The sequence below is a fragment of the Synechococcus elongatus PCC 11801 genome (assembly GCF_003846445.2).
Classification (GTDB): domain Bacteria; phylum Cyanobacteriota; class Cyanobacteriia; order Synechococcales; family Synechococcaceae; genus Synechococcus; species Synechococcus elongatus_A.
In genome coordinates this window covers 2,031,007-2,047,496 of record NZ_CP030139.2, presented here as the reverse complement: position 1 = coordinate 2,047,496, position 16,490 = coordinate 2,031,007, and the positions used below count along the sequence as shown (strand labels likewise).

16 protein-coding genes are annotated in these 16,490 nt (G+C 55.4%); 12 read left to right on the top strand and 4 right to left on the bottom strand.

The window, feature by feature from the left end:
• The first annotated feature begins 185 nt into the window (after positions 1 to 185).
• From DOP62_RS10180 to DOP62_RS10165, 4 genes are read left to right on the top strand one after another with little or no spacing between them, the layout of a single operon-like run.
• Positions 186 to 2,093, top strand: coding sequence for an NAD(P)H-quinone oxidoreductase subunit F (locus DOP62_RS10180; RefSeq protein ID WP_338429781.1), 1,908 nt, complete (start codon positions 186 to 188; stop codon positions 2,091 to 2,093).
• 30 nt (positions 2,094 to 2,123) lie between these two features.
• Positions 2,124 to 3,263 carry a CO2 hydration protein gene (locus DOP62_RS10175; protein ID WP_208675089.1) on the top strand — a complete coding sequence of 380 codons (1,140 nt, stop codon included), beginning with the start codon at positions 2,124 to 2,126 and terminating at the stop codon, positions 3,261 to 3,263.
• A 32-nt stretch (positions 3,264 to 3,295) separates the two neighbouring features.
• Positions 3,296 to 4,513 carry a cation:proton antiporter gene (locus DOP62_RS10170; protein ID WP_208675090.1) on the top strand — a complete coding sequence of 406 codons (1,218 nt, stop codon included), beginning with the start codon at positions 3,296 to 3,298 and terminating at the stop codon, positions 4,511 to 4,513.
• 29 nt (positions 4,514 to 4,542) lie between these two features.
• Entirely contained in the window at positions 4,543 to 5,580 is a 1,038-nt protein-coding gene (locus DOP62_RS10165; RefSeq protein WP_208675091.1) for a hypothetical protein, read from the top strand.
• 46 nt (positions 5,581 to 5,626) lie between these two features.
• On the opposite strand, the gene DOP62_RS10160 is transcribed toward DOP62_RS10165, so the two are convergent.
• Positions 5,627 to 6,274 (bottom strand): Coq4 family protein, encoded by a 648-nt coding sequence (locus tag DOP62_RS10160; RefSeq protein WP_208675092.1) that lies wholly within the window; start codon positions 6,272 to 6,274, stop codon positions 5,627 to 5,629.
• 125 nt (positions 6,275 to 6,399) lie between these two features.
• Positions 6,400 to 7,488 (bottom strand): potassium channel family protein, encoded by a 1,089-nt coding sequence (locus DOP62_RS10155; RefSeq protein ID WP_208675093.1) that lies wholly within the window; start codon positions 7,486 to 7,488, stop codon positions 6,400 to 6,402.
• A 161-nt stretch (positions 7,489 to 7,649) separates the two neighbouring features.
• Here DOP62_RS10155 and DOP62_RS10150 point away from each other — a divergent pair, with 161 nt between their 5' ends.
• Entirely contained in the window at positions 7,650 to 9,089 is a 1,440-nt protein-coding gene (locus DOP62_RS10150; RefSeq protein WP_208675094.1) for a phospholipase D-like domain-containing protein, read from the top strand.
• Positions 9,090 to 9,128: 39 nt separating this feature from the next.
• Here the strand turns inward: DOP62_RS10150 and DOP62_RS10145 are convergent, their stop codons facing one another.
• The gene (locus DOP62_RS10145) at positions 9,129 to 9,560 is read right to left on the bottom strand and encodes a GNAT family N-acetyltransferase (RefSeq protein ID WP_208675096.1); all 432 of its coding nucleotides are present in this window, start codon (positions 9,558 to 9,560) and stop codon (positions 9,129 to 9,131) included.
• Positions 9,561 to 9,697: 137 nt separating this feature from the next.
• Positions 9,698 to 10,060: a single-stranded DNA-binding protein gene (locus DOP62_RS10140; protein WP_208675098.1), complete on the bottom strand. Its 363-nt coding sequence runs from the start codon at positions 10,058 to 10,060 to the stop codon at positions 9,698 to 9,700.
• A gap of 228 nt (positions 10,061 to 10,288) precedes the next feature.
• Between DOP62_RS10140 and DOP62_RS10135 the strand changes: the two genes are divergently transcribed.
• The 7 genes from DOP62_RS10135 (at position 10,289) to DOP62_RS10105 (ending at position 16,489) form a co-directional block, all read left to right on the top strand.
• Positions 10,289 to 11,290 carry a rod shape-determining protein gene (locus DOP62_RS10135; RefSeq protein WP_275937699.1) on the top strand — a complete coding sequence of 334 codons (1,002 nt, stop codon included), beginning with the start codon at positions 10,289 to 10,291 and terminating at the stop codon, positions 11,288 to 11,290.
• Between the two features lie 24 nt (positions 11,291 to 11,314).
• The gene (mreC, locus tag DOP62_RS10130) at positions 11,315 to 12,064 is read left to right on the top strand and encodes a rod shape-determining protein MreC (protein ID WP_208675101.1); all 750 of its coding nucleotides are present in this window, start codon (positions 11,315 to 11,317) and stop codon (positions 12,062 to 12,064) included.
• Positions 12,025 to 12,708: a rod shape-determining protein MreD gene (gene mreD, locus DOP62_RS10125; RefSeq protein WP_261789949.1), complete on the top strand. Its 684-nt coding sequence runs from the start codon at positions 12,025 to 12,027 to the stop codon at positions 12,706 to 12,708. The genes mreC and mreD overlap by 40 nt, the downstream gene beginning before the upstream one ends.
• A gap of 132 nt (positions 12,709 to 12,840) precedes the next feature.
• Positions 12,841 to 14,292 (top strand): cbb3-type cytochrome c oxidase subunit I, encoded by a 1,452-nt coding sequence (locus tag DOP62_RS10120; protein WP_208675103.1) that lies wholly within the window; start codon positions 12,841 to 12,843, stop codon positions 14,290 to 14,292.
• A complete protein-coding gene (locus DOP62_RS10115; protein WP_208675105.1) occupies positions 14,289 to 15,041 on the top strand; it encodes a cbb3-type cytochrome c oxidase subunit II in 753 nt (250 codons plus the stop codon). Before DOP62_RS10120 ends, DOP62_RS10115 begins: the two co-directional genes overlap by 4 nt.
• 6 nt (positions 15,042 to 15,047) lie before the next feature.
• Positions 15,048 to 15,575: a DUF2231 domain-containing protein gene (locus DOP62_RS10110; RefSeq protein ID WP_261789950.1), complete on the top strand. Its 528-nt coding sequence runs from the start codon at positions 15,048 to 15,050 to the stop codon at positions 15,573 to 15,575.
• Positions 15,575 to 16,489 carry a DUF2231 domain-containing protein gene (locus tag DOP62_RS10105; protein WP_370538784.1) on the top strand — a complete coding sequence of 305 codons (915 nt, stop codon included), beginning with the start codon at positions 15,575 to 15,577 and terminating at the stop codon, positions 16,487 to 16,489. Before DOP62_RS10110 ends, DOP62_RS10105 begins: the two co-directional genes overlap by 1 nt.
• Position 16,490: the final 1 nt, after the last annotated feature.

Here is a 16,490-nt window from a genome sequence, read left to right as displayed (position 1 = left end):
TCTTGATCCCAAGGGATCAGCGCTTCGGATCGCTCTGCTAAGGTAAGGGAAATTTCTGGGCTGCCTTGTCGGCAGTGCAGTTAGGCACGTCTATTCGGCACTTGTACTGCGGCTCTTCTTCCGCGATCGCCGCTCCGGTTTCGAATCACCTCCGTGTCGTTCTCTTTCCTCCTCGCCGCTGCAGCATGACGGACTTCCTACTCCAAACGAGTTGGTTTATTCCCTTCTACGGACTGATTGGGGCCTTGCTGACGCTGCCTTGGTCCTTGGGGATTGTCCGTCGCACTGGCCCGCGGCCTGCCGCCTACTTCAACTTTCTACTGACGATCATCGCGTTGATCCACGGCGGTATCGCTTTCCGCACCAGCTGGAACCAAGAACCACTCGAGTTGGCTTGGCATTGGCTACAGGCTGCCGACCTCGACCTGACTTTTACTATCGATATTTCTCCCCTCAGTCTTGGGGCAATGGAGTTAGTCACGGGGCTGAGCTGCTTGGCCCAACTCTTTGCCCTGGGCTATCTCGAACGGGACTGGTCCCTCGCTCGCTTCTTTGCGCTGATGGGCTTTTTTGAAGCGGCGATCAGTGGCATTGCGATCAGTGATTCGCTCTTTCTTAGCTACGGCCTACTGGAGCTGTTAACCCTGTCGACCTATCTCTTGGTCGGCTTTTGGTACGCCCAACCCCTCGTGGTGACAGCTGCCCGCGATGCCTTCCTGACCAAGCGGGTTGGCGATGTGTTTTTGCTGATGGGCGTTGTTGCTCTTTCCAGCTATGGCACCGGTCTGACCTTTTCTGAACTGGAGCGGTGGTCGGAGACGGCTTCCTTGCCGCCTCTGCAAGCAACATTGCTGGGCTTGGCTTTGATTGCAGGGCCGATTGGTAAATGCGCCCAGTTTCCGCTGCACCTCTGGCTCGATGAAGCGATGGAGGGGCCAAACCCAGCTTCGATCATGCGGAATTCCGTTGTGGTCGCAGCCGGAGCCTACATCCTGATCAAGCTGCAACCCGTTGTCACGCTGTCGCCCGTTGTTTCCAATGTGCTGATTGCGATCGGGATTCTGACGGCGATCGGCGGGTCCTTGGTGGCGATCGCGCAAATCGATTTCAAGCGTGCCCTCTCCCACTCAACCAGTGCGTTTCTTGGCCTCGTGTTCATTGCGGTTGGTCAGCAAGCGGTCGACGTTGCGCTGCTGCTGCTCTTCTGCCATGCAGTAGCTAAAGCGCTGCAATTCATGAGCGTTGGCTCGATCATTGCCACGACCAGCAACCAAGATATGCGGGAAATGGGGGGGCTCTGGTCGCGGATGCCTGCCACCACGATCGCCTTTATCGTGGGGTCGTTGGGGCTGGTAGCTTGCCTGCCTCTGGGTAACTTCTGGACCTTCCGCCGCTGGGTCAATGGCTTTTGGGAAGCTCCCGTCTGGCTGCCGCTGCTGTTGATCTTTGTCAACTTGCTGACTGCGATTAACTTTGCCCGGATTTTTAACTGGGTTTTCTTGGGTCAGCCCCACGCCAAGACACGTCGGGCGCCCGAGGTTCCTTGGCCGATGGCGGTTCCGATTGTCTCCTTGGTAATTGTGGTGCTAAGTCTCCCGTTGCTCCTGCAGCAATGGCAGCTCTTGGTCACTTGGGCGGCACCGTTGCTGGCTGACGGTACTTGGCTGAACCACTACGCCATGCCACTGATTGCAGCGAGTGGTGGGATTGGCTTCTGGATTGGTTTTCAGATCCCCTGCCCTCCCGTTGGCGACATCCGCGGCAAACTCAATCCGGTTCAAGACCTGTTGGCTTACGACTTCTACATCGATCGCGTCTACCGTCTGACGGTTGTGGCCCTTGTGAGTTTGGGTTCGCGCACCGTCTCTTGGATCGATCGCTACATTGTCGATGGACTGGTTAATGCTGTCGGTTTTGTTGCCCTGATCAGCGGCCAAAGCCTGCGCTATAGCGCCTCAGGACAGTCTCAGTTTTATGTGATCACGATTCTGATTGGCCTAGCGACCCTGCTGGTCCTGACCTTTGGACTGGGCGATCTGTGGCAGGAAATCCAGACGCTGATCCAACACACTGGTACACCCCCGACTCTCTAGTTCACCCCTGACCTGCAAGGAGACATTGGCATGTCTGCAACCACCGCTCGGCCTTTGCCGCCCAACCCCGCCAATGCCGTTCTGGAGCGCTTAGAGGCTGGCGGAGCACTACTGCTCGATACGCCCGACAATCTGCTGGAGGTGGTGCACATTCTTGACAGTTACGGGGTGGTGCTGGATGCCTACTCTCGCAATCTTTGCTATATCGCCGAGAATGAGTTTTTGGTGCTGTTCCCGTTCTTTAAGTACTTCAACGGGCAAGTGACACCGGCTAAACTCTGGCAACACTGGGTCCACGATCGCATCAATTTTGAGTACGCCGAATACTGTATGAAAGCCATGTTTTGGCATGGTGGCGGCGGGCTAGATGCCTTTCTTGATGGCCCAGAATTTCGGCAATTGGCCGATCGCGCGATTCGGGCTCGCTGGCGCTCTAACCCTGTGATGCTGGGACTGCATCAGGTCTTCCCTGACTTTTGGCCAGAATTGATTCGTCAGTCGGCCTACTACAGCGCTTTGGGTCAGTTCTGGCGGGTGATGAGCGATATGTTCGCTAGTCTTGCCGCTCGCTATGCAGCAGGGGAAATCCGGCAAATTCCTGACGTGGCAACCCATGTCCGCGACGGGTTGGTGGCAGCGGCTGCAATTCCGATTACCTACAGCGTCGAGATTCACGGCGATCGCTACGACATTCTGCCAGCTTCGGCGGGTCTGACCTTCCTTGCAGATACCGCTATTCCCTACGTGGAAGCTGTGTTCTTCCGCGGCACGCCCTTCCCTGGCACGGTGTCCTATAACGCCCAAGCTCATCAAATCCCCGACGAGCAAAATCAATTTGCCTATGGGGCGCTGTTTGCCGATCCCTTGCCGATTGGGGGGGCAGGGATTCCTCCAACGCAGTTGATGCAGGACATGGTGCACTACCTGCCCGAGGAACTGAAGCAGTTCTACGCGAACCGTACGCGGGGTAGCCGCGATGTGCGCGTCAAGATTTGCGAAAGCTTTCAAAAATCGATGTTCTGTGTCACAACCGGTGCCTTATTAGGATTGGCTCCCTATCCTTTGACTACGGATGTCCCAGAGCAACAGGCTGCCAATCGCCAATTTCTGGGTCCTTGGCTCGATCGCATTAGCACCACTCGGCTCAGTCGCGTCAATGCCTTTTGCTAACGCTTAATTCGCCGTTTGGCGAGGAGGCGCCCATGCTGCTTGCAGCGATCGCTGTTCCGATTCAGGCTCCCTTGCCTGCCATGACGCTGCTGTTAATGGCAGCGTTATTTTTGCCACCGGTATTTCGCGCGCTCAAGCTGCCTGAATTACTGGGGCTGATTTTGGCGGGAGTCTTGCTGGGTCCTAGCGTCTTCAACATTCTGGAACCCAAAGCGGACACCGTGGCGCTTCTGGCAGGGGTTGGCAAACTCTACCTGATGTTTCTGGCGGGGTTAGAAATTGACCTCAGTCAGTTTCAGGCTGCCCGCGATCGCTCCCTGCGGTTTGGCCTCGCCACCTTTGCCATCCCGCTCAGCGTTGGCCTCCTGATTGGCCTCGGGTTTGGCTTTAACCTCAACAGCGCCTTTTTAATTGGATCGTTGCTGGCCTCCCACACCCTCCTGACACTGCCGATTGTGGAGCACTACGGCCTGCTGCGTCAGCGAGCTGTGGCAGCGACCTTGGGGGCCACCATCTTTACGGACATTGGGGCGCTTCTGGTGCTGGCCGTTTGTCTGGCGGTGCAGTCGGGAGATGGGGGCATCACTGCGATCGCGCGGGATTTATTGATCTTCTCGGTGTTCATTGCCTTGGTGCTCTATGGCGTTAAGCCCCTGAGTCGCTGGTTTTTCCAACGTGCCCGTGCCAATGAGCGCAATCAGTTCCTCTTTATTTTTCTGGTCTTGCTCTTGGTCTCCTTGGGGGCGCAGACCATCCAGCTCGACATGATCATCGGTGCCTTCTTGGCGGGACTGGCCGTCAACGAAACCCTACAGGATGAGCCCGTCCGCGAAAAGGTCGACTTTTTTGGCAAGGTGTTTTTCTTGCCTTGCTTCTTTATCGACATCGGCCTGTTGCTCAATCCCGTTGCCTTTTGGCAAACCCTGACTACTGCCACCAGTTTGACCATTGCAATTATTGGCGGTCTGTTTGGTAGCAAGTTCCTTGCAGCATTCGCCGTCAAGCAGCGGGAAGGCTACCGCTGGGAAGAAGTACGCCTGATGTGGTCACTATCGTTGCCGCAGGTTGCTGCGACTCTGGCTGCGGCACAAGCAGGCTTGAAAGCACAATTAATTTCGCCAGCGGTGTTCGACAGCATCATTGCCCTTGTTCTAGTAACTGTATTGATTGGGCCATTGCTGACCGATCGCTTTGCTCAACAACTACAACTCCATCCAAAGTCTAATGAGGTAGCAAAGCTCCTCTCTTAGAACCAATCCTGAAAAACATCGAAGCAGAGATGATAGAAATCAAAGTTTATGGTCAAAACTTGGATTGCATTATAAGTAATGGAATCTCTGCTCTTAGACGCAACCTTGAAACTTTTCCTAGTTTTGATCCAACCCTCCCCTATGAGGAAAAGGATGCTTATATTCAAGGACCCATACAAATCGGCAATTACTTGCTCACCTATGCAAACTTATATCAAAAGGCTGAAGAGTACTTTGATAGGCTAATCCAAGAAATTGAAGCCTTTGAATCTGAAAGTGGCAAAACTTTCAACAAGGGAATGGTCTATGCAAACTTGGGAATTGCTCAGATTATTGGCAAGAATTTTGATCAAGGAATTGCTCATCTTCTCTGGGCATCTGAAGAAGACAAGGCTTTCAGCAGAAATCCTCATGGGATTATAGAGTCAGACTTATGGAAACAGTTTGAGAATCAATATATTTTTCCTTTATTTATTAACTTAAACACAATAGAAGCAGCTGAATTAAGCTCCAAAGTAGACAAAATATTTATCGAAAGATTGCTGAGATATTTTGATTTAGAACACAGGCTGCTTCTCGAAGTGGCAATGTTCTCTATTTGTGAAAACTTAAAATTTAACCGCTTCAAGAGGAATAAGTACACTCAAGTCAAGATGTACATGCTACTAAGAGACTTGTGTATTCTAATAGAAGCACTCCTTAGAAAGAAATACTTAACCAACTATCCGAATGGTTCAGAGGGAGGGAGTCTTTTTAAATTACTTGAGTTCAATTTGTCTATTAGGGGCTTTAGGTTTAATAACTCTAGCCTTAAAGGGAAAAATAGAGCTCAAGGTATTCAGGAGTTTCTTGATAAATTAGATTCTATCTTTCAGTCAACTGAAGATTTAGTAGTCAAGCAATGTTTCTGCTTGGCTCTAACAAGAAACTTTACAAGTCATCATCTCGATATTTCCAATGAGATCAGGTCTGAGTCTAGTCAGTTCACTCTATCTGATGTTTGCGAGACTATTATTGTTAACCTTCTTTCAGTATTGCTGTATTTTTATGCAGTTAATGCAGTCTAGAGCCAAGAACAAAAAATCAGTTCAGTCCTTGGCTCTATTGGGTTTATCAGAGCACAATTCCCAATTTTTGTCGCCACTGATCTAGCGTCCAATCCCAGTGATCTTCCCAGCGCTGCGACACCAATAAATCCGCCTTGTCAGCTAGTTCCAGTCCACGAGCCACCTCTTTAAGAATGGGGGCTGGATCGCGTCCTTCCTTGATTGTTTTCAGCAGACCACCAGCAATCAGCAACACCGCAAGAGGCGATCGGTTTTGGCGCAAATTGAAAGCTTGCAGCCCTAGCTCACTGGCCGGATCAGTGCCAAAGCCTGTGATCACGTGGGTGATGTCATGGGTGACCCGCAGTCGCTCAATGATGTATTCATCCGCATTGGTAGCTGGCTTTGCGGGCTGCAAGTCATCGGGGGAGAGATTTTGACTGAGCAAGAGCGAGGCATAGGCCTGCCCGAGCGTCCCCGTCGGTAGTTGGTTGAGCGCTTCAAGAGAGGGGCGAGCTGGTGCGTAGTGTTCCTCAGCGAGTTGAGCCACTGCCGGATGCGAAAGCATCCAAGCCCGACTCTGAGCTGCGATTTCCGTTTTATTGAGAGAATCGGCGATCGCCAACACGCGATCGAGACTTTCGGCACGGGCTGCTTTTAGGAAACCGAGCAGCGTCCGCAAATTTTCGAGCCGCTGTCCCAAATTGATCAACATGGCAAGTCCTCTTCGCCGTTTCCACTCTAGGAGTACTGTTGCGCACACTCCAGAGAGATCCTGCTTGTCTTAAGACATCTGACTCCGTCTGACTCAGGGATCAACCTTCACCTCAGCAACAAGGGCTAGGGACGCTGACGCACGCCTCGATACTGCACTTGGCGCTGAAGGGCGTAGTGTTTGGCAAAGCGGGGTAGATCGCCACTGTGCCCCATGACAATCAACGTGTCGCCAGCATGCAAAAACAGATCTGAACCAGGCCGCAGGATCATCTCGCCGGTAGATCGCCGTAGCGCCACGATAATGAAAGCCCCCTTGCCGCTGACTTCAACTGACCCTAAGCGATGGCCAATCAGTGGCGATTGGGGGGCGATCGCCAGCTCATCCATTTGGATATCCAATTCACCCAATAATTCATTGAGCGTTTGGTGACTATCACTACTCTCCAATAGACTCGATGAAGCTGGATTAGTAATTAAATAGGCCATCCGTAATGCGCCGATCGTCGCAGGCAAAATGACGCGATCGGCTCCAGCCTGCAATAGCTTCTTCTCAGTGGCGGGCAACTCTCCCCGTGCAATGATGGTCAAGTTAGGATTGAGTCCTCGAGCTGTCAGCGTAATAAAAACATTGGCAGCATCATCAGGTAAAGCAGTTGCTAAAGTCAGTGCCTGTTCAATACCCGCATCTAGTAGAACTGTTTCATCTGTCGCACTGCCCCGCAATGCTAAAAAGCCTTGCTCTTCTGCTTGTCGGACTCGAGATTCATCACTATCGATAATGATCATCGGCAGATTAGCATCCGCAATCTTGCGAACTAGAATTTGGCCAATTCGACCAAAGCCGCAGATAATCACGTGCTGTTTCAGGTTTCGAATCTCTCGAGTCATGCGTCGCACGCCCAAAGCGCGTCGAATTTCGCCTTCCGTCACCAGCTGCGCCAAGCCGCCGATCAGATACACCGCTGAGGAAGTGCCCGCCAGGATGACGAAGATCGTGAAGACTCGCAGCTCAGGGGTATTGATCGGGCGCACTTCGCCATAGCCCACCCCAAAAATCGTGATGACGACCATATAGATCGCATCCATCAAACTCCAGCCCGCTAACCAGTAGCCCAAGATGGCGATCGCTTGGGTCGCGACAAAAAACAGTCCCCCAATCAACACCTTGCGCAGGGATGGCGGGAGCGATCGCCGGGGTGAGCCAGCCGTCATGGAGCCAAGACGCGATGCATGGTTGAGTTCTAGTCGGAATCAGCAACCGAGAACTGTATCCAGCGCAGCGATCGCCCACCCCAGAGCTGAAGCTGGGCTTAAATCTGACTGAGTTTGCAGCGAGATCCCGTCCTATTGAAGAGAGTTGCCAGATGCTCAAGATGAAGCCTGGAGTGATCGCTTTTCTACTGGGACTGCTCACCGCCTGCCAAGCGCCGCTCGCGCAGATTCTCCCCGTTGCTGGCGGTGGCTCCACTCGTTGGGATGCCAATGCGCCTCTACAGGTTGCTTTTAATCACGATCCAGACCAGCGATTTACCGACGGCTTAGGGCGCGATCGCGAGGGAGATGACCTGGAAGGGCGACTCCTTGCCAGCTTGGAACAAGCAACAACTTCAATCGATGTTGCGGTTCAGGAAATCCAGCTTCCTCGACTGGCAACGGTCTTGGCCCAAAAACACCAGGCGGGCATCCCGGTTCGCGTCATTTTGGAAAACCAATATCGCCAGCCCTGGAGTCAGCGCCTCTCTGCCCCGATGAGCGATCGCGATCGGCAACGACTGGAGAACTACCGGCAACTGGCCGATCGCAATCGAGATGGCCAGCTCAGTCCAGCTGAAATTGCCACGGGAGATGCTGTCGTCATCCTTGAGCGTGCTGGGGTGCCGATCCTAGATGACACCGCTGATGGCAGCAAAGGTAGCGGCCTCATGCACCACAAGTTTGCGATCATCGATCGCCAATGGGTCGTCACCGGTTCAGCCAACTGGACAGCCAGTGATTTCTTTGGCGATCCGGGTCGACTGGCCAGCCGAGGCAATGCTAATCATCTGCTCTGGTTCCGCAGCCCTGCGATCGCCGCTACCTTCCAAACAGAATTTGACCTTATGTGGGGAGATGGCCCCGGTAACTTGCCCGACAGTCTGTTTGGCCGGGCGAAGCCGCCGCGATCGCCGCAATCAGTGCGCGTAGGTCAGACCCGTGTCCTGGTGCAGTTTTCGCCCTCCAGCCTGCGATTGCCTTGGGAGCAGAGCACCAATGGCACGATCGCTCGTTACCTCACGCAAGCTCAACAGCAGGTTGATCTGGCGCTCTTTGTTTTTTCCGAGCAGGCGATCGCGGATGTTTTGGAAGCGCGATCGCAGCAAGGCACCCAGATTCGCTTGCTGATTGACCCTGGCTTTGCCTATCGGCCCTACAGCGAACTGCTGGATGCGTTCGGCCTAACGCTACCCGATCGCGACTGTCGTGTTGAGCCTAACAATCGCCCTTGGGCAACACCACTGGGAACTGCCGGAGTGCCGCGTTTGGCGCCGGGCGATACGCTGCATCACAAGTTCGCCGTGATCGATCGCCAGCGTGTGCTGACCGGATCCCACAACTGGAGTGCAGCGGCAAACGAAAACAACGATGAAACCTTTCTGGTCATTGAGGATGCAACCCTAGCGGATCGATTCAGTGCCGAATTTGAGCGACTCTATGCCAGTGCGTTCTTGGAAATTCCGCCAGCTCTACAACGGCGAGTCAACGAGGCCAATCGCCGCTGTGGGAGTCGATTGGAAATCGCACCCAGCCGAGATTCCGCAGAGCCTGAAGACTAACCAGTCATGTCTTTCATCGCGCGATCGCACCTGTGCGGATCAGGTGGTTGACCACTGCATGAACAACTCACGCTCCCCAGTGCGCTCATCCAGTCGCTCTTCAACTGGCTTGAAGCCGTGTCGGCGATAGAATTTCTGCGCGCGATCGTTGTTCACGTACACACAAAGTCCCAGCCCCTTTCGCAGGGACTGCGCCTGCCGGAGGAGTGCGCTACCGATACCCTTGCCTTGATGCGTTGGATCAACGAACAAGGCTGCCAGACTATCCTCCACAAGCGACAGAAAGCCCACAGGCGTTCCAGCTGCATCACAAACCACGTAGGTTTCGGCTCCGGGAAGGTACTGGTCTCGCATGGCCTCGGCTTGAGAGAGCCAAAACTCGTCGGGAATGAAGGCGTGCGCTTCGCGGGAAGCGGAAAGCCAGATGTTGACGAGAATTGGGAGATCGTCATTGTTGGCCAGACGAATCATGCAGCCCTCTCAGTCACCATTGGTCATCCTCAAGATGCCTGTTTTATGCCTGTTTCAAGCTGCTGTTTGCGATAAAAAGCAGTCCTACCACGGGCTGGGTAAGACTGCGGATTGTTGAATTCAGCTTGACTTGGTTCCTAGAACAAATCGCTATCGGGATCTCGAGGTGCCATCCCACCTTCCTGATCGCGGCGCGAGCCGAGCAGTTCGAGACGATTGCCCCTCACCACAGGAGTGGTTCGCTGCTTGCCATCGCGATCGGTCCAGCTTTCGATTTTGAGGGCGCCACTGATCCCGATCAGGCTGCCTTTTTTGACATAGTCGATCGCAACTTGTGCCTCACGCCCCCAAAACTCCACGTTGAACCAGTCGGGTTCATCGTTCCGGGTGCGGCGATTGACCGCCAGCGAAAACTTACAGACTACTGAGCCGGACTCGAAGTAGCGAGCCTCAGGGTCGCGGCCCACGCGCCCCACCAAGTTGACAACATTTAAGCTCATCGTGCAGTCAAACTCCCGTGCGTTGCTCAGTTTCATTCTGGCAGTTGTCGCCCAACCCGCCGAGCCAATCGCTGCCTAGACTGAGTTAGCAGGAGGCGATAGAATCCTCTGGCGTTGCAGGCCACTCCACTGCGTTTCTGGCTTGCTACTCAGCTTAATTACCGCAGCCACGTCATCAAGGCGGATTTATCAGTGAGTATTCTTCGGCGCTTCTCCCTCTCCCGCGACATGGGTATTGACCTAGGGACGGCCAACACACTGGTCTATGTCTCCGGTAAAGGAATCGTTCTGCAAGAGCCTTCAGTGGTCGCGATCGACCAAAACCTCAAGAAACCCCTAGCGGTCGGCTCTGAGGCCAAGTTGATGTTGGGGCGTACGCCCGGCAGTGTCGCAGCCCTGCGCCCCCTGCGGGATGGTGTCATCGCTGACTTTGATGCCGCTGAGCTGATGCTCAAGCATTTCATCCGGCGGGTGCAGGAAGGGCGATCGGGGGTTGCCCGCGTCGTGATTGGCATTCCCAGTGGCGTCACGGGGGTGGAACGACGGGCAGTGATGGAAGCTGCAACCCAAGCAGGCGCCCGCGAAGTCTATCTCATTGATGAGCCGGTTGCAGCCGCGATCGGGGCAGGACTGCCAGTGGCAGAACCGACCGGGACGATGATTGTCGATATTGGCGGTGGCACTACCGAAGTCGCCGTGATGAGCTTGCAGGGCATTGTCCTCAGCGATTCAGTGCGAGTCGCAGGCGATGAACTGAGTGAGGCGATCGCGCAGTATCTCAAGAAAGTCCACAACCTCGTGATTGGTGAGCGAACCTCCGAGGAAATCAAAATTATGGTCGGGTCGGCGTTCCCCGACAACGAATTTGACGAGACGACCATGGAAGTCCGGGGTCTGCACCTGCTCTCGGGTCTGCCCCGTACCGTCACGATCAAAGCAGCGGAAGTGCGCGAAAGTATGGCGGAGCCGCTGAATGTAATTGTGGAAGCCGTCAAACGTACCCTCGAAAAAACCCCGCCAGAATTGGCAGCAGACATCGTCGATCGCGGGATTGTGCTTGCCGGCGGCGGCGCTTTGGTGCGCGGCTTGGATGAGCTGATCAGCCATGAGACGGGCATCATCACCCACATTGCACCAGACCCACTCAGCTGTGTGGTCTTGGGAACGGGACGTGTGCTCGAGAACTTCAAGAGTCTGGAGCGGGTGTTTAGTGCTAGCTCCCGTGCCTAGCGCGGTACGAGACGGCAGAACACGATGACGGATGTGCTGCGTTGGTTCAATCGCTTTGGGATCCGCGTGGCGATCGCAGGGGGACTGATTGGGGTCGCTTGGATTTTGCGGCAAACCCAAGGTGCCCTGTTGGCAGAGGTCTATGCCTTGATCACTCGCCCCTTTTATCCAGGGCCAACGCAGCAGGAATGGGTGCAGTCGGCAACGGTGTCGGGTCTAGAACAGGCACTCCTAGAAGCCGAAGCCGAGAATCGAGTTCTGCGTCAACAACTCGCCCTGCAACCCAAACAGCCCCCGGGAACCGTTCTCGCCCCGATCATTGGTCGCAGTGTCGACAGCTGGTGGCAGCAAGTCACTCTCGGACGCGGTAGCCGCGCTGGGGTGCAAGTGGGGGATAGCGTGAGTGGTCCAGGAGGGCTAGTGGGGCGCATCGTTAGCGTTTCCCCCAACACCAGCCGGGTTCTGCTGATTACCGATCCCAGCAGCGGCGTCGGCGTAATGATCAGCCGATCGCGCAGTCAGGGCTACATTCGCGGCCAAGGCACCAACCAAGTCACCGTGCGCTTTTTCGATCGCGATCCCGTCGTGCGTCCGGGGGACGTCGCCGTGACCTCCAGCGCCAGTACACTTTTCCCCGCTGGCTTGCCGGTCGGGGTAGTTCAGAAAGTTGATCTGCAAGCCACACCTGCCCCCGAGGCAGTCTTGCAACTCTCGGCTCCGATTGGGCAGCTAGAGTGGTTGACGATTCAGCGATCGGTACCCAGCCCGCCATGAGCTTCAGTGCTGACGATGCGCGATCGCCTTGGCTGGCGACTGGCTTATCGGCACTGGGGCTAACCTTGCTGATGCTAGTTCGGCTCCCTGGTTTGGAGCTGGCAGGTATTGCGCCTCACTGGGTGCTGCTCTGGTTGATTACGTGGGCACCGGGTCATGCCGTCTGGCAGGGGATTGTGGCGGGGGTAACGCTGGGATTGCTGCTCGATGCGCTCAGTACTCCCTATCCCACCCATGCACTGGGACTAGCGATCGCGGGTTGGCTGATCACCGCTGGCTACCGCCGCCGCTGGTTTAGCTTGGAACCGATCGCGTTAGTCAGCCTCTGTTTTGGCCTGGCTATTTTGATCGAAGCCACGACGGCGCTGCAATTCCTGATTCACTTTCACGATTCCAATAGCTGGTCGCCCGAAGCCAGCAATACTGCCCAGCGAATTATTGCCGACCTCAACCGCCCTCTAGTGCCCGATCAAAAGGTGGGCATTAACCCCCGCTATGTCGCTCAACCGCTGTACTTTTTGCGCGGGATTCTCTGGGACTTCGCCCATATCGGCTTGGCTTCAGCCGTGATCAGCAGTCTATGCCTACCCCTCGTCTTTATCCCGTTGCGATCGCTCTGGCAGGCTAAACGCGATCGCCTGTAAGGCATGGCTGGCAAGGCTAGCGATCGCTGGCGATCCGTCTGGATCAGGGCGGAGACCTTAAGCTTTCCTCAGAGGAAATTGCCGAATCAGAATTGCCTGTGGATACTGAGGGCAGTTTTTTGAGCCCCTGGCATGACTATCGCGAGCCCAACGGGGTTTCGTCGCCTGCCCCCCTGGCTGGCACGACTGGCGGGCAGTTCAACGCTGAGTGAATCTCAGCCCGATCATGCGGCTTGGGTCTGGCTGGGAGGTGCGCTGGTCTGGATGATTCTGGGCATGTGCCTCGGCATGATCGCCGCCATTAAGCTGACCTATCCCGACTTCTTGGGTGGAACTGCACCGCTTGGCTTTGGGCGCGTCCGTCCCGAACACGTCAACACGATTCTGTTTGGCTGGATTGTCGGCGGTGAAATTGGTGCAGCGCTCTACATCCTGCCTCGTGTCTGTCAGCGATCGCTGATCTTGGGAGAACTGGCTTCCTTGAGCGGCTGGGCATATCACATTGCTGTGCTGCTGGGCCTAGTTAGCGTCAGCTTGGGTTGGACAAAGGGTGCCGAATACGAGGAATGGGTGCGTGGCATCAACCTCGCGGTGGTGATTACGGTCAACCTTACGGCGCTTTGTCTGGCCTTGACCGTGTTTGAACGGCGAGTCAGTGGATTGTTTGTCAGCGTCTGGTACTTTTTCCTGTTCGCGATCGCCTTTGACTTCATCTACATTCCCGCCAACCTGAGTCGGAATGCAGGCGCGGAAGGTGCGGTGATCAACTGGTACTACGGCCACAATGCCGTTGGTTCAGTGATGACTGGAGCAGGACTGGCGATCGCCTATTACGTGGTGCCGCGGCTGCTGAATCGCCAACTGTTTGCCCACGGCGTCGCCACGCTGAGTTTCTGGACTTTTGCCGGTTTCTACATCTGGAATGGCGGCCACCACTTGCTCTATGGGCCGGTGCCGCGCTTCATCACGATGATGGGCTACTTCGCGGCCTTTGGTATGACCCTGCCCTTCGTCCTGTCGACAGTTTCGCTCTGGGGAACGATTTGGGGGCAGTGGCGCGCCATTTGGGAAAGCATTGCGGTGCGCTTCGCTGTGCTGGCGGCTTTTGTCTACTTTTGGGCTTCGGCTTCGGGAGCCATGCTGGCCTGGCATGAACTCACCATCATTCAGCACTTCTCTGACAACACGATCGCCCACGTCCACCTTGCCTTTTTGGGTTTTACAACGCCAGCCCTGAACGCCTTGCTCTATCTAATGGTGGAGCGCGGTCTACGACGTCCTTTGATCCCGGTCCTGCAAAAACTGCACTGGTGGATGTTTGTGATTGGCTGCGCCCTCTACATCTTGCCGATCTACGGAGCCGCTTTTTTTGAGGGTGTTGGTTGGTTCCAGCAAGTGCCTTTTAGCGAAACCGTTGCGCTGCGCTACCCCTACTACTACCTGCGGATGTATAGCGGTTTGTTCCTAATCGGCGGGCAGCTCGCCATGGTCTGGAACCTGATTTATGCCTGGCGATCGCCGGCACTGGAACCTGTGGCTGCGATCGAATCACCTGTCTGGCTGGTTCCGGGAGAAGACGCATGAGACGCCTCTCCTTTCTGCTCTCGGGGTTGCTCATCCTCTGCCTGGGCGTGTTCATCATCAGCGAGCTATCGATCCGGATTGCTGGTGATACCGTTCCGTCCCCGGGGCTACAGCCCTACAGCGAAGTGGCGCTGCGCGGCCGTCAGGTCTACATCGAAAATGGGTGCCTCTATTGCCACACCCAGCAAGTTCGACCGCTGACGATCGACGCACCTTATCTACATGGCACGCGCCCCTCGCTGCCCAATGACTATGTCTACGATGCGCCCCACCTGATGGGGACAGAACGTCAAGGTCCCGACCTCACCAACATTGGGCGCAAGTATCTGGGAGCTGAAGGTGCTGCCCAGTTGTCGGTGCTGCTGCGGAATCCGCGCTTGCAATTCGCCAATGCGACGATGCCGAGCTTTGATTTCCTCAGCGATCGCGATCGCGCTGATCTCGTCGTTTATCTCCAGACACTCGGGTTGTGGAAGGAAACCTACGACGGACCGATTGAGCGCTGGACCTTTGAATACCTGCGGGATGTCCCCAACCTGACGCAGGAAACGATCGATCAGATCGATGGACTGACCGAAGCGCGGCAAGTCACCACCGTGAATGTGCTGATGCTGGTCTGGTTTGGGCTGGCGGTGGTTTTGCCCTTCTTCTTGGCTTGGCGCAGCGGTCAATTCCGCGATATGGAAGCGCCAGCGCTGCAACTCAGCCAGCAAGCTGAAAATCCGACTGACCCTCGTGCTGGAGAGTAATTGATTTTGGACTTTCCGTTGAATCGGGCGAATTTGCCCTACCCCGATCCGCTGCATGCGATCGTGGTGCACTTCGTGATTGCGATGGTGATCATCTCGTTCCTGTTCGAGGTGATCGGGTTGATCAGCAAACGCCAAAGCTTGCTGAATGCGGGCTGGTGGAATCTGGTGGTAGCCGCGATCGCGATCTTCTTTGCCATCCTCTTCGGCCAGTTTGAAATCGGTCTCACCCAGCCGTCGCAAGCCGCTCAGCCGGTAATCGATCGCCATCTTGCTGTGGGTTGGTTGCTGCTGCTCTTGCTACCGAATCTTGCACTCTGGCAGGGCATTGAGCGATCGCGCGATCGCACGCGCATTTCTAAAGGTGTGCTGGCGTTTAAGGCGATCGTGGTCGTGCTGGTCTGCTACCAATTCCTGCTGGGTACCACGATGTATTGGGTCTACGGGCTGCATGTGGAGCCGGTGTCCACCGCTGGCCGAGCTGGACTACTCAGTACTGCGGTCAATCCTGAGTTGACTGGGGAGGTGCGCTGATGATCTGGTCCCTATTTGCAACCAATCCCAACTGGAGTAGCGGGCTGGATTTGGGGCTGAATGGTCTGCCCTACACGCTGCCAGTGCACCCCAACTTAGTGCACTTCACCATCGGCCTGTTCTCGATCGCGCTGATTTTTGATGTGATCGCCACCAGTCATGGTCTGCTACGACCCATCTATGACGGGCTGAAGATCAATCCCGATCGCTCGGCTTACTACGACTTGGGCTGGTGGAATTTGTTGGCCGCTGCCCTGATCACCTTCGTCACGGTAGCCTTTGGTTTTTTCGAGATGCTGCTAGCTGAACCACCAGCAGGAGCCGTCAGTCCTTGGGGTTTACCGGCGCTGGAAACCATGTACCTGCACGGAGTGGGCGGCGTTTTTTCGCTGTTCATGATTGTGTTGCTGACTGTCTGGCGCGGGCTGGAACGCTATCGCTGGCGATCGCGCCAACGGGCACAAGTCAGTCTGCGCTACGTGGCGGTGTCTCTACTCGTGCTGGGCTTTATCAGTATCCAAGCCGAGATGGGGGCGCAACTGGGCGGGACCTTTGGCCTGCACAATACAGCAGCGCTCCACATCAGCGAACAACAGTCGGTCGCAGAACTACAAACCCTGATGATCCCTGCCCGTTCTGTGGGGCAAGCGATTTCAACACCAACCACGAATTACCCGCTACCCCGCTGGGAAATTCAAGGCGATCGCCTCTACTACGGCGTTGCGGAAGTGCTGACACTGCCTGCCAGTGTGAATCGCGCCGCGCTCCTGACACAACTGAATGAACGCAATTGGTCAGCGGATGATTTCGCGATCGCCGGCAATCAACTGTTGCTGGGCGATCGCCCCTTGCCGTTGACCGCGAGTACCGATCATCTCTACCGCCTCCAAGCTGCTCTCCTCTCCCTGAGATAAC

Excerpts from the sequence above, each read along its gene's own strand:
- DOP62_RS10145 (WP_208675096.1), bottom strand. The coding sequence starts at position 9,560 with ATGATTCGTCTGGCCAACAATGACGATCTCCCAATTCTCGTCAACATC.
- DOP62_RS10115 (WP_208675105.1), top strand. The coding sequence starts at position 14,289 with ATGAGACGCCTCTCCTTTCTGCTCTCGGGGTTGCTCATCCTCTGCCTG.
- DOP62_RS10150 (WP_208675094.1), top strand. The coding sequence starts at position 7,650 with ATGAAGCCTGGAGTGATCGCTTTTCTACTGGGACTGCTCACCGCCTGC.
- DOP62_RS10180 (WP_338429781.1), top strand. The coding sequence starts at position 186 with ATGACGGACTTCCTACTCCAAACGAGTTGGTTTATTCCCTTCTACGGA.
- DOP62_RS10135 (WP_275937699.1), top strand. The coding sequence starts at position 10,289 with ATGGGTATTGACCTAGGGACGGCCAACACACTGGTCTATGTCTCCGGT.
- mreC (WP_208675101.1), top strand. The coding sequence starts at position 11,315 with ATGACGGATGTGCTGCGTTGGTTCAATCGCTTTGGGATCCGCGTGGCG.
- DOP62_RS10165 (WP_208675091.1), top strand. The coding sequence starts at position 4,543 with ATGATAGAAATCAAAGTTTATGGTCAAAACTTGGATTGCATTATAAGT.
- DOP62_RS10155 (WP_208675093.1), bottom strand. The coding sequence starts at position 7,488 with ATGACGGCTGGCTCACCCCGGCGATCGCTCCCGCCATCCCTGCGCAAG.
- DOP62_RS10140 (WP_208675098.1), bottom strand. The coding sequence starts at position 10,060 with ATGAGCTTAAATGTTGTCAACTTGGTGGGGCGCGTGGGCCGCGACCCT.
- DOP62_RS10175 (WP_208675089.1), top strand. The coding sequence starts at position 2,124 with ATGTCTGCAACCACCGCTCGGCCTTTGCCGCCCAACCCCGCCAATGCC.
- DOP62_RS10120 (WP_208675103.1), top strand. The coding sequence starts at position 12,841 with ATGACTATCGCGAGCCCAACGGGGTTTCGTCGCCTGCCCCCCTGGCTG.
- DOP62_RS10170 (WP_208675090.1), top strand. The coding sequence starts at position 3,296 with ATGCTGCTTGCAGCGATCGCTGTTCCGATTCAGGCTCCCTTGCCTGCC.
- DOP62_RS10160 (WP_208675092.1), bottom strand. The coding sequence starts at position 6,274 with ATGTTGATCAATTTGGGACAGCGGCTCGAAAATTTGCGGACGCTGCTC.
- DOP62_RS10105 (WP_370538784.1), top strand. The coding sequence starts at position 15,575 with ATGATCTGGTCCCTATTTGCAACCAATCCCAACTGGAGTAGCGGGCTG.